Raw genomic sequence first — 25,558 nt, forward strand, 5'->3', positions numbered from 1 at the left:
GACCACTCTGGCGCCATTGGGCGACTAAGGACAACATTTTATCGCGCTTGCTTTCTATCAAATTCATGCAAGCAAAGGTAATCCCAATAAAAAACTATTTAAATATGTACTTGATAGGCCGGATACTCACTTACTGAGAAGATTGTCCAGATAGATTATGCTCACCCTATGAAACTTATGGAGATGTCATTGGGAGGAAAGTATACAACTCGTGACGGCGAAAGTGATTTCAATTCCCTTATTCCTATAAATGAAGAGAACGGTAATAATAAAAATGGGAACAATAGATTTCTTAACAAACAGCATATTTATACGATCTACAACTCATATAATCTGAAAATAAAAGACTGGGGAATTTCGTTGGGAGCCAGATTTGAAGGAACAGAAAACAAAGCTAATTTTTATGCTACTAATACAGAAATAAAACAGAGATACAGCAATTTAATACCCTCTTTTCAGCTTTTGAAGAAATTCAAGAACATATCAAGTGTTAATCTGGGTTATACGCAAAGAATTCAAAGACCAGATATTAATCTAATGAACCCTTTTGTAAATAAGTCAGATCCAACGTTCTACTTTGTGGGAAATCCTGATCTTTCGCCAGTAACAAATCATACTTTTTCCTTGGGTTATAGTTGGTTTAAAAAAGGGTTTGTAAATATTGGAACCAATTATTCATCCGCCAGGAATACTATTCAGCGTGTTATTGAGCTTAAAGAGGAGAACATAAGTTATGCTACCTACTATAATATTGGTAAAGACAGACGCTTCGATATAAACCTGAACACTAATTATCCACTAACTAAAGCCATAAACCTTTCGCTAAATGGTACGGTTTCTTATGTTAATGTAAATGGAAGTGTTCAGGGGGCAATGTATGAAAATGATGGTATGCAGGGGAATGCATATATGTATATAAATTATTCGATACCAAAAATTGCACGTATATCAGCAAACTTAGGGTACTATAGTCCCACCGTGATCCTTCAGGGAAGTTCTAATGGTTATGTCTATTCTTCATTGTCTGCAAGTAAACAGTTATTAAAGAACAAACTGACGATATCTGGTTCAGTAAGTAACCCATTTCAAAAGTATCGAACAGTAGAAAATAGAATACGTACTGCGGACTTTTCACAAGCTCATCGTTATAAAAATTATTTTAGAAATTTTTCGCTGAACCTAAGTTATAATTTTGGAAAACTGGAAAAACCAATTAAAAAGAATAAAAAAGGTATTAAAAATGAGGATAAGATCGAAAATATTGAAAAGGCTGAAAAGGGAGTTAACTAATTATTTTTTATATAAAAAACTATCAGAAAAATCATACTATTCAATTTTCATAAGTAATGGACTTTGACATTTAAAATTGTACGGGTTTTAAGGCTCATTTTAAGAAGGAATATTTGTAGTAGGTAATGATAATGATTACACCCGGCATACAGACAACTATTATAGAGATCGAAATGTAATCGATCCGCTCAATTTTAAGGTATTGGACGAGGTTTTCCAATTTCATGAGGACATGCAGGCGGATATTCCTTCGCTTGACAAAGACCTACAGGAATTTCTGATTAAGGTCAAAGAGGTTCATATCCTGTTCGATGATTACGTCGCCCAATACAACCAGCTTTACACCTCGTATAGCTACGCTATCCAGCACATGGCAGAACTGACAAAAGAGGTCAGGGTTTGGGACTGTTTTTGGAAGGAGCCTAATCTATAACAGCTGTTTATATATTAGTTTCATAAATTAAGTGCATTTTTTTTAGAATATAATTTTTAAAGGAAGGTTTGATTTATACTAATTTCTTTTCGCCTCTATGCCGGCGAGAGGCATCCTACTTTTGACCGCAAAAGTAGACATATATTTCATATCAAGGAGTTACCTCTTTTTACTATATATACACTATGTCTATTTTTTACCTTCCCCGGTGTAAATTAAGTCCGAGACTTTTTGTTATAAATGTAAAATTTAATTCACAACCTTTTTCGGAATAGTCATTTTTTTACAGAAATATCTTTTCTCTCTACTATCCCTACCTTTCCATATTTTCTAACTTTCTGCATTTGAGGGTTGAAAAGTTCGATAGTACAAACTTTATTGCTGAGCCAAAGAATAGATTATGTATTTGGGTCTAAAAAAGCAATGATCAACTTTGATACTAAAAGTATCACTTATATATCAATAATAAGTAAAGATTGTCCAATCCTAAAAGCGGATGTTGTTTTCACAGTATTCATTTGCTTTAACGATGTTATCTGTAAATGATGATGACCCAATTCCTCCTTTAACTGCGATCACAGCTATTTTATTTAGCATTCCATAGTAGGTAATGATACGTTTCATTTTTTCTGTCGTGTCTAACTGATGAAAGTTACTTGATGCTAAATTCACCAGTTTTAAATGATGATTGCTTTTAAACGCTTTTTCAAAATAAATAGACTGGGCTTCTAACATGCCTTTCAAAAAGGATTGCTCAGTTTGCTTCATTATGCCAATATCCGTATCTATATTATGTTTTTTCATAAATTCAATCCAATGTCCCGTAGCACTTGCATGGGACATATTATACTGTATGGGAATAGCTGGTAGATCTTCTGTATTGTCAAAATCTGGATAGCGGATTAACAAACTGTCAATCCACCGGTATCCAATATTATAACTTTCGTCAACCAACTCATCAATTGTTAATACACTTTCATTAGTGGGTAAGGAATTACTGTTGTTATTTGGTGATTCCAAATTGACTGTTGTTATATCCTTTTGGTTAGTCGATGGTGAGGCTTCATGCGTGATTGGAGTTTTTAGATTGACATGTAGGCTGTCCTCTTTATCACCGACGGGTTTTAGATCATTAATAGTCGTTAATTCTGTGGTTTTTATGGGTGAATCTTCGTTTGAGTCGAACAGGCGGATGAATAATAATATGCCGATGATTGCAATGATAACAGTGACTACTCCTCTAATAAATAATCGACTATTCTTTTTGTGCAATAAGGTATGTACATGGTCATAATCAAACCGTTTATTTACATCCTTTATAATACATCCCGCTATTATTTTGTTAAAGGGAAATTTCACCAGTTTTAGGTTAGAAGAAACTGTACTGTTTGTCAGCATTTCTAACAGAATGAGACCCAAGGAGTAATAATCTGATTTATAGTTTGATGAGGGGAGTTCTTCTAGTTGTTCTGGTGCAGTATACCTCCTCGTTCCTGCTGGCGATTTAAACAAATAATGATAATCCGTATCAGACAGTCCAAAATCTATTACCTTGATATTATTGCCATTATGCGTAATCAATATATTATCGGGTTTCAGATCCCTATGAATGATTTGCTTGGAATGAATATAGGATAAAGCTTCGTTGATTTGGCTAATAATTCGGATAAACATTTTATTGTTAGCCGTAATATCGTTTTGTTCTGCAAATTGTTTTAACGTCAATCCGTCTATATATTCAACCACAATATAAAGACCTTTGTTATCGTAATGCTTATCGTAAACACGAGCTATATTGGGATGATCCAATTGATAACCGATATCAAACTCCTTTTCCAGTAATTGTATATAGAATGGATTTGTAGAAAATTCTGGTTTCAGTCGTTTGATAATGTACCATTTACCATACTTTTTTGCTTTTAGGATAAGACAATGGCTATGTTTATTTTCAGTAACAAACTGAATGTCCTCAAAGATATTGGAAAAAGCTATGGCATCTTCCTGTTTGGAGAAGAAACCCGAATTATTCAAAATGGATATGTAGTCATCTTCTTGATGGGGCATTATCGAATACTCTTAATATTGTTAAACCTGTTTTTTTTCCTATCACATAAGGTTTTTCTTCTGTAAAGGTACCTGTAAGAATATTCATTAACAATGGTTGGTTCAATGCTATTATTGGACTTTCAAAAACTGTACCCGATATCAGTCGTGTGTATTCTGCTTTCAGAATAAGGAATTTGTTGTCGCCTTGATATTTTATCCTACACAACCTATTGGGCAACCATCCTATTTCCAATTCTATTCCTACCGTTAAATCTGATGCTGAAATAACGGAGTTAGATAAAAAAGCTGATTCTATATCTGATGACCTTACTTGGCAAAATGCTTCAAAGTTTTCATAACCGAGATATCTTGAGAGGATATCCAACGTGGATTTTCTAACTTTTTCCCTACGTGGAATATAACCCCACAACCTTTTTAAGGTCGATACACTGATACTGTCTTTCGTTTCTTTGAAAATGCCTACAGACAAATCTTGAAAGTCAGATGGTGTAGAAAACTTTTTATGGGAAACAAACTCTATTTCATAAATAAGTGATTGTACTTGTGACAAATTAACCGACATTCCTATTCAATTTTATGCCTAAATATAAGCAGTACCTATGACACTATAGGTATGGAGTTTGAAATGAACCAATATGAACCTTACAAATTCACCCAAAACACCTCATATTTGGAGCATGAAGATTACAATGAACTATCGGGGAGAAATTCCTTAGGCGAACAGCCAAATATCTCGGCTAATTTGTTGATGTGGTTAAGATTGTATTTTGCAGGGTATTTTGGGCTTTCGATTTGCCCGATAAAGCCTATCGAGAAATCAAGAAGATGAGCAAGCTGGGCTTGGGAAATTCCTTTGGCCTCACGGAATTCTTTGACTTTGCGTATCACAAAGAGTTCTATTTCAGACTTAAATGCTGTGGTACTCATCGTGAACCGAAGTAAGTCAATTTTACGACTAAATTCACTTATATATAACTAAGTGTTTTTGTAGATTTGAATAATAAACCAAACAAGGGAAGCCGAAAACAAGATAGAGTAGGCATAAAAATAAATTGACAGCAAATGAAAAAACTATTATTGGGTAGTATCGTGCTATTTTTATTCTCGGCTTCTGGTCTAATGTTCCAAATCAGCTGTTCAAAGGAAGTAAAAGCAGAAAACACTTTACTTCAAAATGAAGGACTGAAGCAATTGGGAAAGATTTCATATAAGTCACAAGGCGATTACTGGTTGGCGAACTACAACGGTACGGGTCAACAGAAACTGAATATTCCTTTGCCAAGTGTATAAGACGGTATTGCAGAGATAGCCTTATCTTCTGATGGGCCAAGAATCTTTTTCATAGCCGTACAAGAAGTTGGTCCTCCTGTGTACGAATATTTTCATTTATACTCTTGCAACTTAGATGGATCAAACCTTAAAAGGGTTTTGGACAACGAAGATATAGATCAACTTTCTGTTTATTAAGCTATTGGCATAACTATCGTGTATCTCACTATGGTGCCATAGGAAAGCACACGTGATTGCTTTTTGATCGTTATGATTACTGCGATGTCATATTTACTCAACTGATACAAACCAAGAAAAAATAATGAATTACGAAAAATACTACGACTTAGAGACATTTCTTTTTACGGATGTCCATAACGCATTTCATGAAAATGAAAAACTGTCTGCCGATCAGTTCTTTTGTATTGTTATCTGGAAAGCGAACAGGGCTAAAAGTAAAATAGCCAAAAGATTGTTGGCAGATTTTAAAATGAACAGTGATGATAACTTAGATCATATAGTCGATGTTATGACTTCAAAAATCCATGAAGCAAGTTCAAGCAAAGATAAACTGTCCGTATTGATAGAAGAGTATAAGTTTAGATTGCCTATGGCTTCCGCTATTTTATCCGTTTTATATCCGGATGATTTTTCAGTTTATGATATAAGAATTTGCGAAATATTGCAAGGTGATTTTCCTAAAATAGCAGACAGAACATTTGAGCGTTTGTGGGAAGGTTATATGCTGTATCTCGAAAAAGTAAAAGAAATTTCATCAAAGACGAACTATCGTGATGCTGATAAATATTTATGGGGCAAGTCTTTTTATGACCAATTGGTTTTGGATATACAAAATAATTTCAAGTCGAGTAAAGACTGATTTGAAACCATTGGACTTAATATTTGGGAGTAAAGCAAATACACCTTAAAAATAGATACTCAAAATATGGATAATGCTGAAATAAAGGCAAAAATTAAAGATTACTTTGTTGAAATTGATGATGACAAATTCACAAAAGTAAAGCGTGTCAATTCTAAAGAAGAGCTTAAATGGGAAGGCGCTATTCTCCGAAATAGATTTATGCTTACAAGTAATGATAGCCATTCTCTCTCTTTGTATATTACATACGCACATGCTGATGAAAGAGACGCCCTTTATTTTAAATTTGGCTATAGTAATACAAATGATGGCTATCCTGCTGTGGAGAATTTTGTCATATTCCTTTTGTTAGACGAAAATAAGACCATTAAATTAAATATAGACTCGGCAGATTATCGAGACTATCCACATCTGAATGCTTATCTGCAATATGGCGATCTTTCCTCTCTTTCTGTATCAGACTTTATTCAGATTGCTAATGCCAATAAAATAGACTATTCAATTAGGTTTGGGAGAGGTGAACTTGAAGGATCTTTTACGGAAGATGAACTCAATATTATAAAAGGATTTTACAATGCTGTCTTTGATGAAGATTTTGAAATCGAAAGACTGTCAAATTATATAAAAGCCAAAACCATCCCAGAACAAGAAGAAGTAATGAATGTAGATACCGATATCCCACAACCGGAAGAACCGAAAAAAGCAAGTGGTTGCTACATCGCAACTATGGCATACGGTAGTTACGAACATCCACAGGTAATGCTTTTGCGCAATTTTAGAGATGGTTATTTGGCGGAAAGAAATTGGGGGATAAAATTCATTGAAATGTATTATAAATATTCGCCCAAGTTAGTAAAGCGATTAGAACATAAAACTGTAATCAACAAAGTGGTTAGACGCTGTCTTGACCTATTTATAAAAATCATTAAGTAACGACCAGAGATGAAGGAAGTTGTCTCCCATATTTTCACCGTGAATAGAACAGATGAGCAATAGATCAATATCCAATAAAACAGCACTCCTTATCAAGTCGGACAAGTTAGCCAAAACTCTACATCAATTTCGGGCTGAACATACGGATGGGTTAAGTCAACGTGACCATGATATGTTGGTTGGAGCAATCAAAAGGGATGGTTGCTCCATGCTAACAAGCCTTTTAAACTACAAGAGTTTTGAAGAGTATCCATTTGAGTTTGCTGTTGCCTTTGTATGGTATATTGAGCTTACAGACGGATTAGATATGCCGTCCTTAAAGGTTATTGATAATTGGGGGCATTTTGGAGATGAGCTCCGAAGTACAATCATCCAATGTGTCTTTGAATCCTCCCATGCGCTTAACTTTTTCGAATCACTTTGTTTTATCATGACACTTAATATTAGTGAAGAACAAAAAAAGAAGTTGTCCATTAGCCTGGAAAGTCTTTTTATGGACTATTACAATTTAATCGTTAACATCGATAATTCAATTTCCGAACTAGAGAAACAGAAATATGAGGAGCTAAAAAGGTTATTGAGGATTGATTATAGTACCATTGAAGTTGAGGTAAATGGCACTTCTGAAATTAGTGATTCTTTGGAAACGACACTTAATGAATTAGAAAGTTTGGTTGGCTTAAACGAAATAAAGAATGAAGTAAAATCTCTGATTAATTTTGTTAAAGTAAATCAACTAAGAAAATCAAAAGGATTGCCCTTAGTTTCATTATCGCTCCATTCAGTTTTCTACGGTCCGCCCGGTACAGGTAAAACTACTATTGCAAGACTAATATCAAAAGCTTTCAAAAATTTAGGCTTTTTGAAGAAAGGTCATTTGGTCGAAACCGATAGGTCACAATTAGTTGCTGGTTATGTTGGTCAGACAGCAATTAAAACCAAAGAGGTTTTAGACCGGGCATTAGATGGTGTGCTATTTATTGACGAGGCCTACAGTCTCAATAGCAAAGACGATTATGGTAAAGAAGCCATTGATACTATCCTAAAATACATGGAGGACAACAGGGATAGATTAATCGTAATTGTGGCTGGTTACGAGAATGAGATGTCCGAATTTATAAACTCAAATACAGGTCTAAAATCAAGATTCAATAAATATTTCCATTTTCCAAATTATAGTGGTTCTGAATTGTTGGAAATTTTAATAAACATTATTAGCAAGAATAAGTTTGCCATTGCGGAAGATGCTAAAAATAAGCTCTTATATACTATCAGCGATGCCATTTTTGCCGAAGGAAAACAGTTTGGCAATGCAAGGTATATCAGAAACCTATACGAACAGATTATTCAAAATCAGTTTATGAGAATATCTCAAATGCAGTATGTCGAAGAAGAACATCTATCGGAAATAACGATTGAAGATTTACCGTAGACCAGAGAATTTAAAATCATTGTAGATTAATTTTTAACTATATGAAATTGATATGTTTTTCCCTCTTTTTTTTTATTGATTGTGTGTTGTAACTCTATCCAGACTGATGCACCAAGAATATTGAATGATACGCTTGTTTCGCAGTTCAATATCGCTTCAAATGGATTTTTAGCCTTTGTGAATTTCAAAAAAATAGATGGTATTGAATATCAGGACGGAAGCCTACGATATAAATTAATCTATAGTGGATTTGTAGAAGCTACGAAAGATTGCTATTGGAATGGGAATATACTAACTTCAGGGAGATCATATATGTATTCGGAAGATGATGAAAAGGGCTGGCCGATGGGTATAAGTAAAATGAAGATAGCCGAAACAATAGAAGAAATTAATGCAATGCAATGGTACGGTGGTTTATATAAGCACCAGCTATATAAAAAGGCTATGGACACGATGTCACAGGCTATGCTATTTTTGAAAAGAGAGATAGCGGATGGAAAATGATAGCGTATTCTTGTGGAGTAGACACATCGGAATAAATACCCAAAGGCAATGAAGAAGCAAGCAAGGAAAATAAGCTCAACGAGGACAAATAACTATAGAAAAACTCTTATTCTGAGAAATTTAAGCTATCACAGAGAACAATATTGGTTTCCTGCTCTTGTAGTTCTAATTCTTTTTGGGCTTTGATTATACCGATTCTGATCCTAGATTCTTTATTATACTCTCGCTTGATTTGATTTTTAGGGTTGGTATAAACACGAATTGTAGGATTATAGTATCATGTTCTCCCTTGATGGTAAATGTCAAAGTAGACTGATGACATCCCATTTTTTAATGTATTTTTACGAACTGCAACTGACATAATTATATCTCTAAAAATTTTAGACAAGATTATCCAACTTAAATATAATTAAAAAAATATTTTAACATTCCTGATTTTTATAAAAACAAAAAAGACATTGGAAACCAATATCTTTCGAAAGAGTTTATTTGAAATCTACCAGAAATTAGATGAAAATATAGGTTAATAAATGGTCTGAAAAGAAAGCTGAAACCAATCTAACAATGCTATCTGCAATATTACTTACCATTTGTTAAAAATGAATATTTGACCGCAAAAGTAGCAACCTGCCTGCCGGCAGGAACTCGTCGCTGTACCGGCTCGACACGACGGTGCACCATTCCTGCAATTGTCGACCCGCTAAGGCGACATTTGTCGGGCATGTAAGGATAGTGCTTTATTCTTACATATTATTTTATACTCCAGCTGAATTGAAAAAAGACGGCCTTAGCGGATTTGGACGTGCAGGCCGCAGATGATGTGTTGCAGAAGCGTACAATCAGCACTTAACCAAGCAGATCTCAGCCTTTGCTTTGGGGCGGAGCGGTGGAGGCCTAAGAGCTGCGCACTGCATCATCGCGTCGCCGGAACGACAAATACGATACAGCCTTGATTTTTTTGCTTCGTTTTTTTATCAAGAAAAAAATGAAGGCCCTGTCGTGGCAACGACGGAAAGGTAATGCGATGGACAAACCAAAAAAAATGGACTAAAATAAACCTTCCTTTTTATTCCCCCTTAACCTCATCCCCTAAACATAATCAAATAAAAAAAGGCATCTCCTATGACAAACATAGAAGATACCCTCTTAAATAACGTTTAGAAGCGAATTACTTCGCGTACGACACCGATCTTGTTTCGCGGATTACCGTTACTTTAATTTGACCCGGATACGTCATTTCCGTCTGTATACGGTTTGAAATATCGGCAGCTAACACTTCTGCAGCTGCATCGCTGATCCGTTCAGACTCTACTACGACGCGTAACTCGCGACCTGCCTGGATAGCGAATGTTTTCTCTACACCTGGGTATGATAAGGCCAATGCTTCTAATTCTTTCAAACGCTTGATATAACTTTCAACAACTTCGCGGCGTGCACCCGGACGTGCTCCTGAAATAGCATCACAAGCCTGTACAACAGGAGAAATCATGGATGTCATTTCTATTTCATCGTGATGGGCTCCAATAGCGTTACAAACATCCGGATGTTCCTTATATTTCTCGGCCAATTGCATACCCAATATCGCATGCGGTAGTTCTGGGTTATCGTCAGGCACTTTACCAATATCGTGCAATAGACCGGCACGCTTAGCCATTTTCACGTTTAAGCCCAGCTCTGCTGCCATCGTTGCCGCGAAGTTAGCCACCTCCCGCGAGTGCTGCAATAAGTTCTGACCATAAGAAGAACGGTAACGCATACGTCCTACCATACGGATTAATTCAGGATGTAAGCCATGTATACCTAGATCTATGACAGTACGTTCACCAATTTCGACGATTTCATCCTCGATCTGCGTACGTGTTTTGGCAACCACCTCTTCAATACGAGCCGGGTGAATACGACCATCTGTTACCAATCTATGCAACGATAGACGGGCAATCTCGCGACGTACCGGATCAAATCCCGATAAAATAATAGCCTCAGGCGTATCGTCTACGATAATCTCAACACCTGTAGCGGCTTCGAGTGCACGTATATTACGCCCTTCCCGACCGATAATACGTCCTTTGATTTCATCATTTTCAATGTTAAAAATGGAAACCGTATTTTCAATTGCAGATTCCGTAGCCGTACGTTGAATAGTCTGTATAACTACTTTCTTAGCTTCTTTAGAAGCCGTTAGCTTCGCCTCATCTACGATATCTTTAATCTGCATAATAGCTTGAGAACGTGCTTCTTCACGTAATGAAGATACCAATTGTTCTTTGGCTTCGTCAGCCGTCAATCCCGCAATAGTTTCCAATTGTTGGATATGCTGATTTTTCAATTGATCCACCTCTTCGCTTTTCTTTTCATTCACCTCAACGAGTTGATCTAACTTTTTACTTTTAGCATCCAACTCCTGTTTTTCCCGATTTAAAGTCTCTAGTTTTTGATTGATGGACTGTTCTTTTTGACGGATGCTGTTTTCCTTTTGAGCTACCGTATTATTGCGTTGATTAACCTCTTTTTCATGCTCCGCCTTAAGTTGAAGAAACCGTTCTTTAGCTTCCAGTTGACGTTGCTTCTTAATATGTTCGGCATGTTTTTCAGCCTCTTTTATAATGCTTTCCGCTTTCCCATTAGCAGCTTGCTCTTGCTTCTTGAACAGTAATTGTAATAAATACCGTCCAATAACAACGCCAATAAGAAGTGAAATTATTATTGAAATTGTCGTTGATAACTCCATTTTATTTATTGTATATATTTAGTTTTTAATAATTTTCTTTTCAAAACCAATGCCCTCTTCTTTTATCATCCCCGAGATTCCTCGGAGCAGGCTCCGACTCTGGATTTTGTCATCCCGACTTCCGGAGGGATCTAATGACGTGTAGGTAATCACACGGCTGTAGATGCCTCGTAACCTCGGCATGACAAAGCAACGATCTCTCAGCTGCTTTTAAAAAAAAACCGCAATTAAATTTAAACAGGCTTCATGTATTATTAAACTTCGATTACACATGATTTGAGCGTATGATTATGACCTAGATGGCTTTCGCAAAATGGCCTATATCTTTTTGTTGCTCGTGATATTGAAGCGTTAAGTTTAAAATAGTGACAACCCGAATTTAATTGCGGCAAATTCGTCGTTAAACAGCTCTATAAAGAACGATCTTATTTTTTAAAGAAATCTGTTAATAAATTATCCAGTTCATGAATCGTCTGTTCCAGACCTATGTCTTGATTTTTTGCATTACGCTCAGCTTTAATCATACCTGTAGCATACTGCAATACGCACATAGAAAGCAAATCCTGCTTATCACGAACTGCATAACTATCCTGCAATTCCTTTATTTTTTCATTTATCAATTTCGCAGCGTGACGTATCACCTCCTCTTCTTCCGTTTCTACCCGTAAAGGATACACCCGATCTGCGATATTTATTTTTATGGAAATATCTCCCATTTTCTTGAGCTTAATAACGTAATAAACTTATATCCTTATACTCTTACCTACCCAACTACTTCAGTAAGTTTATACATTTGTCTATTTCTCGCACAAAATCGTTAATTTTTTGCTTTGTGTCAAGTGTTTTTTCATTTATAGCTACTTTATCTATATCAGACTCTTCCAAGGATTTTGCTACTGTCATCACTTTTAGCTTATCTTCAAGCTGTTGAACTTTATCCGAACTCGTCTCAAAAGCAACTTGCACAGATTGTAGTTCTAATTTCAGCAGGTCATTCTCTTCTTGTAAGGCTTCACACATTTGAATTAAATTTTTCGTTTTCTCAACGATAATATTCATTTGTGATGATAATGATGCCATATATTATTTCGCAATTAATATTTATATCTCTCAACTAACGCACTACCGCACCAGTCTCTTTCTCAAAGTTAAGAATTAATTTTTTAATTATACTATCAATTTGTTTGTCATTAAGTGTTTTTTCTTCATCCTGAATGGTAAAACTCAATGCGTAAGACTTTTTGCCTTCCGGCAACTTTTCACCTTTGTACACATCAAATATGTTTACATCCTTCAAAAGTTTGCGTTCCGATTTAATAGCGATGTTTTTAAGCTGCTCAAAAGTAACCTCATCATCTATCAACAATGCTAAATCCCGACGTACGGATGGAAACTTCGAAACCTCTTTGTACGTAATCGTATTCTTGCGAATGGTTTTTAATACCAGATCCCAATCAAAATCCGCAAAAAATACAGCCCCGTCAACATCTACCTTCGCCAATGTTCCCGCCGCAACAGCTCCTAACGATACCAATACCTTTTGCCCTTTTAGGTAATCCAGACCATAAGCAAAATGCGGATTGGTCGTTTCTACAAGTTGAAGATTATCTATCTTTAAACGCTGCAGAAGAACATCTACCGCAGCTTTTAGGTTATAAAAATTATTTACTTTCGATTCATTGTTCCACTGTTCAGGCATCTTTTTACCAGCAATCCCCAGTACCAAATGCTGCTTTTCCTGGTACCCTTCTTCCAAAAGATGATACGTCTTGCCGTATTCAAAGAACTTGATATCCGAAGATTTACGTTTCTGATTGTATTCTATGGCCGTTAACACCGAAAAGATCATGTTTTGACGCATCGTATCCAAATCCGTACTCAACGGATTAAGCAACTTCACGGCGGTGTGTTCATCGTCTGAATAAGCTCCTTTTGTCAGGGAATTGGATAAAATCTCGCGGTATCCATTGGCAATCAAAAGATCGGCAACCTGATTAAGCACCACTTCTTTATCCGGTTTTTCGGAAGTATTCAAGGAAGCTTTAATCTGCGGTTTCAGCTCGATATTGTTGTAGCCGTAAATACGCAACACTTCTTCTATTACATCCACTTCGCGGGTTACATCCACTTTATATGCCGGTACATGAACGGTGATCGTATCGGCATCTTCGTTCGAAATTTCTATGCCCAAGGCCAGTATAATAGCCTTAATCTCCGGAGCCGGGATATCTTTACCGATCAGGCGTTGCACGTTTTTGTAACTTACGTCAAATGTAAACGCATCTACCTTAGACGGGTAAATATCGGTAATGGCAGCGTCAATTTGCCCACCGGCTACTTCCTGTATCAATAAAGCTGCACGTTGAAGTGCATATACTGTTATGTTAGGATCTGTTCCGCGTTCAAACCGGAAGGAGGAATCCGTTTTTAAGCTATGCCGTTTGGAGCTCTTCCGAATAGACACTGAATTGAAATATGCCGATTCCAAGAATATATCAGTGGTCTCTTCGGTCACCCCGGAATGTGCACCGCCAAAGACACCAGCTAAGCACATCGCTTTTTCAGCATCTGCAATGACTAAATCTTCCGATGACAGCTTGCGTTCTACCCCATCTAAGGTCGTAAACAATTCACCTTCGCTTGCTAAGCGGACAATGACTTTGTTTCCTGCAATCTTATCTTTATCAAACGCGTGTAGAGGTTGCCCCAGATCGTGCAATACATAATTGGTGACATCCACAATGTTATTGATCGAACGGATGCCTATCACATTTAATTTCTCTTTTAACCATTCGGGTGATTCCCCTACTTTTACACCAGCGATATTGATCCCCGAATAACGAGGACATGCTGTGCTGTCTGCTACAGTTACACCTGTAGCATCGGAATTTTCCTTTTCGTTGAAAGCAGTTACATCAGGCAAGGTATATGTACTACGAAAATATGCTGCCAGATCACGCGCAACGCCTAAATGTGAAGCCGCATCTGCACGATTAGGTGTGAGGCCGATTTCAAATCTATAATCGTCCTGAATCTGGTAATAATCTTTCACCAATGAGCCAATCTGCGCATCCGCATCCAGTTCCACAATACCGGCATGAGAAGTTCCCAGACCTATTTCATCTTCACCGCAAAGCATACCTTCTGATACTTCGCCCCTGATTTTTGATTTCGTTATTTTAAAAGGTTCTCCGGTTGTAGGATGGCAAATCGTACCTACTTGCGCAACGATCACCTTAAGACCTACCCTTACGTTGGGAGCTCCACACACGATATGCCGCAATTCTGAAGCACCTACATTCACGGTAGTTACTTTCAATTTATCCGCATTGGGATGTTGTTCGCATGTAATCACCTCTCCGACAACTAATCCGTCCAAACCTCCCGGGATAGATTGTACCGTTTCAACAGCTTCCACCTCTAGTCCGATATCCGTCAAAATCAACGACAGTTCCTGCGGTGTCTTATCTATATTTACGTAATTCTTAAGCCAATTGTAAGAAATATTCATTTATCTGTGATTTTAAAGGTACAAAGATAGGATTTTGTAGCGAATTTATTCAGCACGACCCTAAACGATTTGCACTACAATTATTAAAATAATACGTAACTTTGTACTTTAATTTGAAGAACGTTCAAAACATACGAAAATAATGATTCAATTCTTTGAGAACCCATCGAACACCATATACGGTGTTCAAAGTGTAAACTCTTTATCACAAGAAGACATTAACAAACTCAATTGGCTTTTTGGAAACGCTAAAAAACTAGACGACCATACGTTAAATAACCACTACGTAGGGCCCCGTGCAGCAATGATCACCCCTTGGAGTACCAATGCCGTGGAAATAACACAAAACATGGGCATTAAGGGTATCGTCCGAATTGAAGAATTTCAGCAGGTGGATGAAAACTTTAACGAATTCGATCCTATGATTTCGCAGAAGTACACAGCCTTAACACAAGACATGTACACCATTCATATCAATCCGGAACCCATCTTGGAAATCGATGATATTGATGCGTATAACAAACAGGAAGGCTTGGCGCTGAATCGGGAAGAGGTGCAGTATTTAGACAACCTATCGACTAAACTCGGCCGCAAGCTGACTGATTCGGAGGTTTTCGCATTTTCACAAGCTAATTCTGAACACTGCCGTCACAAAATATTCAACGGAACGTTTATTATCGACGGGGAAGAACAGCCGACTTCTTTGTTCAAATTGATTAAGAAAACTTCCGAAACTAACCCTAATGATATTATATCAGCGTATAAGGATAATGTTGCTTTTGTAAAAGGACCCCGCGTCGTTCAATTCGCACCCAAATCGGCAGACAAGCCTGACTTTTACGAAGAAAAGGAATTCGAATCTGTGCTGTCCGTAAAAGCAGAAACACACAACTTCCCGACGACCGTTGAACCATTTTCAGGTGCAGCTACGGGTTCCGGAGGAGAAATCCGTGACCGCCTCGCAGGTGGCCAGGGTGCTTTGCCTTTGGCGGGTACGGCAATATACATGACCTCGTATTCCCGACTGGAAGCAGATCGTCCTTGGGAAAAGGCGATGGAAGAACGCGACTGGTTGTACCAAACGCCGATGGACATCCTCATCAAAGCATCCAATGGTGCTTCAGATTTTGGTAATAAATTTGGCCAGCCGTTGATTACGGGTTCCGTTTTAACGTTCGAACATGAAGAGGATGCGCGTAAATTAGGCTATGATAAGGTCATCATGCAGGCCGGCGGTGTCGGTTATGGCAAACTGGATCAGGCAAAAAAACACACCCCTCAAACAGGTGATAAAATCGTTATTCTGGGTGGAGAAAATTACCGTATCGGTATGGGTGGTGCCGCTGTATCATCAGCCGATACAGGTGCTTTTGGTTCCGGTATTGAATTAAATGCGATCCAACGTTCTAACCCCGAAATGCAAAAACGTGCGGCCAACGCCGTACGGGGAATGGTCGAATCAGACAGCAATCCCATTGTATCCATCCACGACCACGGTGCCGGTGGCCACTTAAACTGTCTTTCAGAATTAGTAGAAGACACGGGCGGTCTGATCGATCTGGATGCCCTACCTGTGGGTGACCCTACCCTTTCGGCTAAGGAGATTATCGGTAACGAATCGCAAGAGCGTATGGGATTGGTTATTGCCGACAAAGATATCGAGACTTTAAAACGCGTTGCTGATCGCGAACGTGCTCCTATGTACACGGTGGGTGACGTAACGGGGGATCACCGTTTTACATTTAAATCGAAAACCACGGGTGAAAAACCCATGGACTATGCGTTGGAAGACTTCTTCGGATCCTCTCCAAAAACATACATGAAAGACACTACGGTAGTCCGGAATTACGCTGATTTGGAATATTCCACAGAAAGTATCCCTACCTACTTACAACAGGTTTTACAATTGGAAGCTGTTGCTTCCAAAGATTGGTTGACTAATAAAGTGGACCGTTGTGTAGGTGGCCGTGTCGCAAAACAACAATGTGTCGGCCCGTTGCAATTGCCATTGAACAATGTCGGTGTAATGGCGTTGGACTTCAAAGGCAAAGAAGGTATAGCGACAACAGTAGGGCACTCACCGGTGGCAGCTATCGTAGATTCTGCTGCGGCAAGTAGAACGGCTATTGCAGAAGCTTTATCCAACCTGGTCTTCGCTCCTATCAAAAATGGTTTAGCGGGTGTATCGCTCTCGGCTAACTGGATGTGGGCATGTAACAACGAAGGGGAAGATGCGCGCCTGTACAAGGCTGTAAAAGCCTGTTCGGATTTCGCTATCGAATTGGGGATCAATATTCCTACAGGGAAAGATTCGCTTTCGATGAAGCAGAAATACCCTAACGGCGAACATGTGATCGCTCCGGGAACATTAATCGTCTCCGCTGCCGGTAACTGTATAGATATTAATAAGGTTGTAGAACCTGTCCTGAATAAAAATGCGGGTTCGATTTATTACATCAACCTATCAAAAGATAGTTTCAAATTAGGTGGTTCGTCCTTTGCCCAGATCTTAAATAAGATCGGAAAAGAAGTGCCGACTATTCAGGATGGTGCTTATTTCAAAACAGCGTTTAATACCATCCAGGATTTAATCAACCAGAACCTGATCGAAGCAGGGCATGATGTAGGTTCCGGTGGTCTGATTACGACTCTGTTAGAGATGACTTTTGCAGATGTGAATGTAGCGGCTAATTATGATCTGTCGGGATTGAATGAAGCCGATACAGTAAAAGCACTATTCAACGAGAATATCGCTGTTGTACTACAAGCAAAAGAAGATACTGCTTTCGAAAAAGTTTTAACGGCGGCAAACATCAACTTTACAAAAATCGGTCAGGCTATCGAAGGTACTGAAATCACGTTAAAAAACAACACGGACCGCTTTACGTTTAATGTTGTTGAAATGCGCGACATCTGGTATAAGACATCCTTCCTTTTGGATCAAAAGCAATCTAAGAACGGTACGGCAGCGGAACGTTACAACAATTACAAAAACCAACCGCTGAAATATACGTTCCCTAATCATTTTACCGGTATAAAGCCTGTCATTGATGAGACAAAACCTCGTCCCAAAGCAGCTATTATACGGGAGAAAGGTTCGAATTCGGAACGCGAAATGGCAAATGCCATGTTCTTGGCCGGATTTGATGTGAAGGATGTACACATGACGGATTTAATTTCAGGTCGTGAGACATTGGAAGACATTCAGTTCATTGGTGCTGTGGGCGGTTTCTCCAACTCGGATGTACTGGGTTCGGCCAAAGGTTGGGCGGGAGCTTTCCTCTACAACGACAAAGCAAAAACGGCATTAGATAATTTCTTCAAACGCCCGGATACACTTTCGGTAGGAATATGTAATGGTTGTCAGCTGTTCATGGAACTGGAATTAATCAATCCTGAGCACGATGTACATGGCAAAATGCACCACAATATATCTCAAAAGCACGAATCAAACTTTTCTTCGGTTACTATCCAAGAAAACGATTCGGTCATGTTATCGACTTTAGCGGGTGCTACACTCGGTGTATGGATTTCGCACGGAGAAGGAAAGTTCAACCTTCCAAAAGAAGAATCACAATACCATATTGTAGCGAAATACGCTTACGATCAGTATCCGCACAACCCGAATGGTTCAGATTACAATACCGCGATGCTATGCGATGCTACAGGCCGTCACTTAGTAACCATGCCTCACATTGAACGCTCTACTTTTCAGTGGAACTGGGCAAACTATCCGCAAGGCCGACAAGATGAAGTCACTCCTTGGTTAGAGGCATTCGTCAATGCCAGAAAATGGATTGAAAATCAAAGCAGGTAAGACGTAAAAATATATACATACAAAAAATCCCGGGACGATAATCAATCCCGGGATTTTTGCTTTTATGATTTAATAACGATTAATGCTTCACCGCCATTTCGTCTACGTAGTCCTCATTTTCTTCGTAGTCGGCAACGATCATCTCTGCATAATTTAGCTTTTCTTTTCCGCCAAAGCGTCTTCCCAGACTATCAAAAATAGAATATACGACAGGGACAACAACAAGTGTCAGCAATAACGAAGACAACAGACCACCGATAATAACAATAGCCAAACCTCTGTTCGTATCAGCAATACCACCTGTAGCCATTGCAATAGGAATCATACCAAACACCATCGCAATAGTTGTCATCAAGATCGGACGAAGACGCGCATGGTTTGCAGCCACCAAAGCATCGTGTGTGTTATCACCGGCATCTTTTCGATGGTTAGCAAAGTCTACCAGTAAAATCGCATTCTTCGCCACCAAACCAATCAACATGATGATACCCAATATGGTAAAGATATTCAACGACTGATTCGTCAATGCCAACAATAATAAAGCACCAATAAACGACAACGGTATGGAGAACAATACGACAAAGGGAGTTACAAAGTTGTCATATAGGGAGACCATAACTAAGTAAACCAAAATAATAGATGCCAGCAGGGCAATACCTAACGTACCAAATCCTTCAGACTGATTTTCCATATTACCGCCCCACAGGTATGCAACACCGGGCTTACGTTCTAATTCCTGGAACTTCGCTTCCCATTCCTGCGCTACGGTACCCGCAGGACGACCAATCACTTGACCCTTTACGGATACCGCAGGCGATTTGTCACGACGCTCCAACAAAGTAGGACCTGACCCATAACCTACCTCCGCAAATTGCTCCAGGGAAATAGCGGTACCTTGACTATTAATAAATTTAAGGGTTCTCACATCATCTATCCCTGTACGACCTTTGTCGTCAAATTGGATATTGATATCGTATTCGTTATCTCCGGCTCGGAATTTATTATCGGTATTCCCCGAAAAAGCAGTCTGCATTGTCATACCTACGGTCGCTACATTCAGGCCCAGGGAAGTCATCTTCTCGCGGTCTACTTTGACATTAATTTCCGGATTACCATCTTCCGAAGACAATTTCACCTGCGAAGAACCTGGTACTTCCCTTAACAGATCAGCTGCTTTGTTTGCAAATTCCAATGCATCCTCCGACGAAGATCCAATAATGGTCAGCATGATCGGAGCCTGTTCTGCTCCCATCAAACCCATATTTACGGTCTTAACCTTAGCGCCGATCAGTTCATGCTCTAATTCACGCTTCAATTTTGCAGAATACACTTTCGAATTTTCTATTCCAATGTATTCATCCTTCATAACGACATGAATTTCGGATTTATACCGGGAACCTGATACGGCTGAGAAACCGCCGTCACTGGATTGCCCCACCGAGGTAATCAACCGTTTAATCTCCGGCTTAGCCGAAATAAAACGCTCTGCCCGCTGTGTAAGTAAATTTGTCGTTTCTAAAGATGCGTCTTTTTCCAATTCCAATTGTACAAGGAATTCTCCTTTGTCATTCGCCGGGAAGAAGTCAGATCCAATATACCCCATTCCAACTAACATAATCGAGCCAAAGAATAAAACGATCGCTAAGAAAAGTGTCAATAATTTATTCACTCGTGTGCGGAGCGACCATTTTAAAATATTGGATACCCAATTGGTAAATTTCGTTAGTCCTCTTTCAAAGCTTACAATTATTCCTCCGAATAAAGACTTTGGATTGATATGCTCTAACCTTCCAAACCGAGAATACAACCAGGGAACAACCGTAAAAGAAACCAATAATGACAACATCGTTGAAATAATAACAGTCACACAAAATTGAGTCAAGATATTAGCCACTAAACCTGTTGACATTGCAATAGGCAGGAATACAACGACAATCACCAAAGTAATAGCCGTGACTGTAAAACCGATCTCCTTAGCACCATCAAAAGCTGCACGTACCCTGTTTTTACCCATTTCCATGTGTCTGTGTATATTCTCGATCACCACAATAGCATCATCCACCAGGATACCTACTACCAGGGAAAGTCCAAGCAAAGACATCAAGTTAAGGGTATATCCCATCATAAATAACCCAATAAATGTCGAGATCAACGACAACGGTATCGCTACCATCGTAAACGCAGCATTGCGTAAGCTATGAAGGAAAAAAAGCATAATAAAACCGACCAATACAATGGCCAATATCAAATCTTTCATCACGTGATTAGCTGCATTCAAGGTATATTCGCTTGAATCATTCGCCACCAATACTTTAATATTATTATCCTTATAATCGGTTTCTACTTCGGAGATTGTATTTTTAACCAATTCAGAAACCGCTACGGCATTGGCATCCGATTGCTTAAATACCTGCAATAATATCGTATTTTGACGATCCAGACGTGCAATTTTATTCACTTCAGCAATACCATCTTGTATATCTGCTACATCACGTAAAAACACAGTAGCCCCCGTAGATGTATTCAACGGCAAATTTCGTAATTCTTCAACAGATCCCACTTTACCGGCCAGACGGATAGTCGTACGCTTTTCGCGAGAAGAGACACTTCCTGTCGGAAAATCTAAGTTGGAGGATGCGATTACTTGCTGGATCTGGGTAATGGATAATCCGTAGCCTTCTAATCTCTCCGGATCTACTTTTACCTGGATCTCACGCTCTTCACCCCCTACCATATCTACCTTAGCGACACCGTTAACACGAGCGAAAACGGGTTGTATTTTTTTATCCAATAGATCGTAAAGTTCCTTCTCTGTCAAGTTAGACGTTACCGCAAGACTCATAATTGCAACATCGTCTAACGAAAACTTATTTAATGTTGGAGGATCCACATCATCTGGTAAATCGTTTAAAATAGAATTGATTTTACGTTGTGCATCCGTCAACAGGAAATTCACATCTGCTCCATCATTAAGGGTAACCATCACGATAGACACATTCTCCAAAGAGGTGGATTCTATTTTCTTAACCATTTCCAACGACGAAACGGCATCCTCTATTTTTTTTGTAACGGTATTCTCTATTTCCGTAGGTGAAGCGCCTGGATATACCGTTTGGATGGTAATCACATTGATATCAAACTTTGGAATCAACTCATATCCCAACTGTGTATAGGAGAATAAACCGCCAAGTGTCAAAATGATAAACATCACAATGATCAAACTTGGTCGTTTTATTGATATTTCTGAAATTTTCATCTGTATATTTATTTATTCATTTGTATCTGTTTCCAAAGGCATTCATGCTGCCTTCGGCCGTATAAGTATAAGAATTCAATGGAATAGATGAACTCGTTACTCTTCGGTTGTTTTCTAAAAGCGATGAAGCATGTATTCAGCTTTATCGTTTACTTAATAACGGTAATAAGAGTTTGATCAAACAAATTAATTTGTCCGGATACGATCACCTGATCGCCTTCATTAACTCCGCTTATTACCTCAATAAAATCACCAAAATTACGACCTGAAACCACTTGCGTAGCTATTGCTTTATCTCCTGCGGCCACAAATACCTTATTATCACTCACACTACCCACAAATGCTGTCCTTGGTATAACTAACACATGAGCGGTGTCTTCGTTTCCAAATCGGGCTGTTCCATACATTCCGGCACGTAAATCATTATTGGTATTGTTCGCAATTTCTATTTCGACAGGAAAGTTTAAATTGCCATCGGATTTGGGCGCAATGAATGTAATCTTACCGGTAAACTGTTTATCTGCGTACACACTGGCTGTTACACTCACCGTTTGCCCTACTTTCAACGTAGCTACATTCTTTTCATCTACGTTTACACGCAATTTCAACGTGCTTACATTAACGATATCAAATGCAGGTGCACCTATGTTTAGATAAGTCCCCGGTTCAATTTTCCGGGAATTGACAATACCTGAAACAGACGTTTTAATAGTGACATCTCCCGCTGTTAATTTTGCAGATTGAAGATTATTCCGCGCATTTTCGAATTGTAGTTTCACCTGATCCAATTGTTGTTTGGTGACCCCTCCCGTTGCATAAGCGCTTTCAAAGCGTTGCACATCAGCTTGGGCATTGTTAAATACTGCCTCGGCATTGGCCACCGTAACGTTCAGTTTATCGCCTTCTACAACAGCTAATGTCTGACCCGCACTGACGCGTGAACCTTCATCCACCAATACACGCACTACCCGACCTGCTGCTTCTGCGGATACAGTCACTTCCTGCTTAGGCATAAAAGTTCCGTTTGCTAAATAAGCTAAATCTACCGACTGCTTACGTGCCGTATCAATACGTACCGCAACAGTCGCATTTGTAACAGCTGCCTCTGCTGTCTCTTGCTCATTCTTAGCCTTGTTTTTATTCAATATGTAAAAAATTCCTGCTAACACGGCAGCGATAATAATTACAGTAATAATTGCACGTTTCATATCTATATTATTTGACTTTTAATTGTCATATAGAATATTCATGTGTGTTTATATGTTCATCAACATGAATATTTTATATATTGTATTCAGTTAATTATTCGTTTACTAATGATTTTAAATTTCCGTTTGATTTAATTAGCTGGACTTCTGCTACTTTATAGTTTAACAGCGAAGTATTCAGGTTGTTCTGCGCTTCTGCATAAGCTGTCTCTGCATCCAATAGTTCCGTTAATGTCGCTAATCCATTTCTATAATTATTTTCGGTATTGTCTAATACTTCCTTTGCCAAATTAACATTTAATCTGTTGGAATTGATGGTCAGCAAGCTATTTTTAATCTGTGACTTCGCATTTTCATGCGCTAGATTTAATGCTAATTTCGTATTCTCTATATCAACTTGCAGCTGTCTGATTTGGATGTCAGCCTGATTTACACGAGATTTAGTAGCTCCTCCATTGAAGATAGGAATAGAAAGATTGAGTCCAACAGCAGAAAACGTAGATTTATTAGCATTCCTATTAAACAAAGGGAGGCTTTCACCAAAACCTGTATAGCCAAGATTCCCCGTAAAAGAAAGTGATGGATAATAATTGGCAACAATTGATTTCTTGTTCAATTCCAACAATTCAGATTGTTTGCCCAGTAACAAGACCTCAGATCTATTGGATAAATTCGCCTCATGCTGTAATACCTCTATATTTACATCAAAAGTTTCCTTCGGTAGCTCGATATCCTGTGATATATTCATACCTATAGCAAACTTAAGTGCATTTTCCCTCAGCTGATTGGCATTAATAACCTGTTGCTTTTGAGCCTCCAAATTATTTATATTAACCGATATCCGATCCAGATCTATTTTTTTTGCTAACCCAGCTTCTACTAACCCCTTAATAACGTTGTGGGTTTTCGTCGTGTTATCTAGATTATTTTGAATAGTTTGCAATTGCAGAGTCGATTGAAAAACTTCATAATATGCGTTGGCCACTTTCTCTATCAACTGCTCTTCTGTGAGTTGGCTATTGATAATGTAAAACTCACGGGTAGTTCTGGCAGCCTTTAACCCGGTAAACAACGCCTGATTGAATATCTGCTGGTTTACGGCCAAAGTACTGGTAGCTTGCCACGGTTGTCCAAATTTTATAAACATCAATGTTGACTCTCCTCCTTCCGGAGTCATCGTAAGTGCATTCTCCTGAATCATGGGATTATAAGTCAGTGACCCCGACCCGGTAATCTGCGGCAAGGCACCTGCCCGCACTTCATCAATTTGATATTGTGCATTTTCCAATTCCAGCTTAGACTTTTTTGCTTCAGCCTTATTCTCCAGTGCAAATTTGACGGCATCTTGAAGTGTCAAAACTTCCTGCGCATACAAATAATTACCAGCAAAAATACCGGATAACAATACAGTGATTAATTTTATTCTTTTCATTCTATCTATGTACTAACTATTTTCCCTTCAAAAATAAACTCCGCAGCCCTTTTTTGGCTTTCTAAAATTTTATCCACTTTATTGACGTTGGGAAGCCCCGTTACAATATCAGCGATATTATGCATAATTCCCAGTCCCCGAACAATCTCCACAAAACATAAACTGGCACAATCAACATCTTCAATTTTCACTTCTCCGGCAGTGATTGCTTTTGTTAACAATTGCTTGATATTGAAAATGTCTCTTTGATGAAATTCAATCAAGACATTCGTAAATTCCAACCCCTTGATCCATTCTAAATTTTCACAGAGATGCAGTACATAATACTTTCGAACATAACTTGAACGCAATTCCAATAAAGCAAACAACGTCTCCATCAAATTATGATGATATTCATCTATGATAGCGACTTCACGTTGATTGGCTTCCTGCGCTATAGCACATAAAACATCTCTGATTAAAGCGTTTTTATCCGGATAGTAATAATATAAATTTGCCTTTGTAATCCGCAAATCCTCCGCGATTTCGTTCATTGTGGTCTTATTAAAACCATAATGTGAAAAGCGCTTTATCGCAACCTCTATAATCTCCTCTTTACGATTATCCATTTATCAATCTCTCCTTTTTTATTTCTGACTTTTAACAGAAATTGTTCAAAAATATAAAATGAATAATATATTTCAAGAAAGATTACTTAAAAAAACATTGCAATGACAATATAGCGGCTAGAATTTCATGTGCATATAACGAACAATCACATGCGAATGCTTCATCGGGACAAAGCTTATTTCAAAATAG

The 25,558-nt window shown here is 38.4% G+C and carries 19 protein-coding genes; 8 read left to right on the forward strand and 11 right to left on the reverse strand.

Features of this window, described 5'->3' with window-relative positions; translation table 11 throughout:
* Nucleotides 1-150: 150 nt before the first annotated feature.
* Nucleotides 151-1,290, forward strand: coding sequence for an outer membrane beta-barrel family protein (locus tag E4F24_RS00380; protein ID WP_262708986.1), 1,140 nt, complete (start codon nucleotides 151-153; stop codon nucleotides 1,288-1,290).
* A gap of 202 nt (nucleotides 1,291-1,492) precedes the next feature.
* Nucleotides 1,493-1,723, forward strand: a complete 231-nt coding sequence (locus E4F24_RS00385) for a hypothetical protein (RefSeq protein WP_140936627.1) — start codon at nucleotides 1,493-1,495, stop codon at nucleotides 1,721-1,723.
* A 486-nt stretch (nucleotides 1,724-2,209) separates the two neighbouring features.
* Here E4F24_RS00385 and E4F24_RS00390 read toward each other — a convergent pair whose 3' ends face one another.
* The 3 genes from E4F24_RS00390 to E4F24_RS00400 form a co-directional block, all read right to left on the reverse strand.
* On the reverse strand, nucleotides 2,210-3,787 hold the full coding sequence (locus E4F24_RS00390) for a serine/threonine-protein kinase (RefSeq protein WP_140936628.1): 1,578 nt from the start codon (nucleotides 3,785-3,787) through the stop codon (nucleotides 2,210-2,212).
* The gene (locus E4F24_RS00395) at nucleotides 3,768-4,352 is read right to left on the reverse strand and encodes a hypothetical protein (RefSeq protein ID WP_140936629.1); all 585 of its coding nucleotides are present in this window, start codon (nucleotides 4,350-4,352) and stop codon (nucleotides 3,768-3,770) included. The genes E4F24_RS00390 and E4F24_RS00395 overlap by 20 nt, the downstream gene beginning before the upstream one ends.
* 122 nt (nucleotides 4,353-4,474) lie before the next feature.
* Nucleotides 4,475-4,717 carry a helix-turn-helix domain-containing protein gene (locus E4F24_RS00400; protein WP_140936630.1) on the reverse strand — a complete coding sequence of 81 codons (243 nt, stop codon included), beginning with the start codon at nucleotides 4,715-4,717 and terminating at the stop codon, nucleotides 4,475-4,477.
* A gap of 135 nt (nucleotides 4,718-4,852) precedes the next feature.
* Here E4F24_RS00400 and E4F24_RS00405 point away from each other — a divergent pair, with 135 nt between their 5' ends.
* From E4F24_RS00405 to E4F24_RS00425, 5 genes are all read left to right on the forward strand, one after another.
* Nucleotides 4,853-5,080, forward strand: coding sequence for a hypothetical protein (locus E4F24_RS00405; protein ID WP_140936631.1), 228 nt, complete (start codon nucleotides 4,853-4,855; stop codon nucleotides 5,078-5,080).
* Nucleotides 5,081-5,381: 301 nt separating this feature from the next.
* Nucleotides 5,382-5,939, forward strand: a complete 558-nt coding sequence (locus E4F24_RS00410; protein ID WP_140936632.1) for a hypothetical protein — start codon at nucleotides 5,382-5,384, stop codon at nucleotides 5,937-5,939.
* A gap of 66 nt (nucleotides 5,940-6,005) precedes the next feature.
* Nucleotides 6,006-6,872, forward strand: a complete 867-nt coding sequence (locus E4F24_RS00415; RefSeq protein ID WP_140936633.1) for a CFI-box-CTERM domain-containing protein — start codon at nucleotides 6,006-6,008, stop codon at nucleotides 6,870-6,872.
* Between the two features lie 52 nt (nucleotides 6,873-6,924).
* Complete coding sequence (locus E4F24_RS00420; protein ID WP_216629104.1) at nucleotides 6,925-8,304, forward strand: AAA family ATPase; 1,380 nt, start codon at nucleotides 6,925-6,927, stop codon at nucleotides 8,302-8,304.
* 81 nt (nucleotides 8,305-8,385) lie between these two features.
* Nucleotides 8,386-8,808, forward strand: a complete 423-nt coding sequence (locus tag E4F24_RS00425; protein ID WP_140936634.1) for a hypothetical protein — start codon at nucleotides 8,386-8,388, stop codon at nucleotides 8,806-8,808.
* A gap of 1,168 nt (nucleotides 8,809-9,976) precedes the next feature.
* Here the strand turns inward: E4F24_RS00425 and rny are convergent.
* The 4 genes from rny to pheT all read right to left on the reverse strand — a co-directional run bounded on the left by rny (nucleotide 9,977) and on the right by pheT (nucleotide 15,047).
* Entirely contained in the window at nucleotides 9,977-11,536 is a 1,560-nt protein-coding gene (gene rny, locus E4F24_RS00430; RefSeq protein ID WP_140936635.1) for a ribonuclease Y, read from the reverse strand.
* Between the two features lie 425 nt (nucleotides 11,537-11,961).
* On the reverse strand, nucleotides 11,962-12,252 hold the full coding sequence (locus tag E4F24_RS00435; protein WP_140936636.1) for a cell division protein ZapA: 291 nt from the start codon (nucleotides 12,250-12,252) through the stop codon (nucleotides 11,962-11,964).
* A 55-nt stretch (nucleotides 12,253-12,307) separates the two neighbouring features.
* A complete protein-coding gene (locus E4F24_RS00440) occupies nucleotides 12,308-12,616 on the reverse strand; it encodes a hypothetical protein (RefSeq protein WP_140936637.1) in 309 nt (102 codons plus the stop codon).
* Nucleotides 12,617-12,650: 34 nt separating this feature from the next.
* Complete coding sequence (gene pheT, locus E4F24_RS00445) at nucleotides 12,651-15,047, reverse strand: phenylalanine--tRNA ligase subunit beta (RefSeq protein ID WP_140936638.1); 2,397 nt, start codon at nucleotides 15,045-15,047, stop codon at nucleotides 12,651-12,653.
* Between the two features lie 142 nt (nucleotides 15,048-15,189).
* On the opposite strand from pheT, the gene purL reads away from it, so the two are divergent.
* A complete protein-coding gene (gene purL / locus E4F24_RS00450) occupies nucleotides 15,190-18,864 on the forward strand; it encodes a phosphoribosylformylglycinamidine synthase (protein WP_140936639.1) in 3,675 nt (1,224 codons plus the stop codon).
* A gap of 79 nt (nucleotides 18,865-18,943) precedes the next feature.
* Here purL and E4F24_RS00455 read toward each other — a convergent pair whose 3' ends face one another.
* The 4 genes from E4F24_RS00455 to E4F24_RS00470 all read right to left on the reverse strand — a co-directional run bounded on the left by E4F24_RS00455 (nucleotide 18,944) and on the right by E4F24_RS00470 (nucleotide 25,368).
* Nucleotides 18,944-22,120: an efflux RND transporter permease subunit gene (locus E4F24_RS00455; RefSeq protein ID WP_140936640.1), complete on the reverse strand. Its 3,177-nt coding sequence runs from the start codon at nucleotides 22,118-22,120 to the stop codon at nucleotides 18,944-18,946.
* Between the two features lie 149 nt (nucleotides 22,121-22,269).
* A complete protein-coding gene (locus tag E4F24_RS00460) occupies nucleotides 22,270-23,328 on the reverse strand; it encodes an efflux RND transporter periplasmic adaptor subunit (protein ID WP_140936641.1) in 1,059 nt (352 codons plus the stop codon).
* Nucleotides 23,329-23,422: 94 nt separating this feature from the next.
* Entirely contained in the window at nucleotides 23,423-24,760 is a 1,338-nt protein-coding gene (locus tag E4F24_RS00465) for a TolC family protein (protein WP_140936642.1), read from the reverse strand.
* A gap of 5 nt (nucleotides 24,761-24,765) precedes the next feature.
* Complete coding sequence (locus tag E4F24_RS00470) at nucleotides 24,766-25,368, reverse strand: TetR/AcrR family transcriptional regulator (protein ID WP_140936643.1); 603 nt, start codon at nucleotides 25,366-25,368, stop codon at nucleotides 24,766-24,768.
* Nucleotides 25,369-25,558 lie beyond the last annotated feature (190 nt).

This window comes from Sphingobacterium lumbrici (assembly GCF_006476045.1).
GTDB lineage: Bacteria > Bacteroidota > Bacteroidia > Sphingobacteriales > Sphingobacteriaceae > Sphingobacterium > Sphingobacterium lumbrici.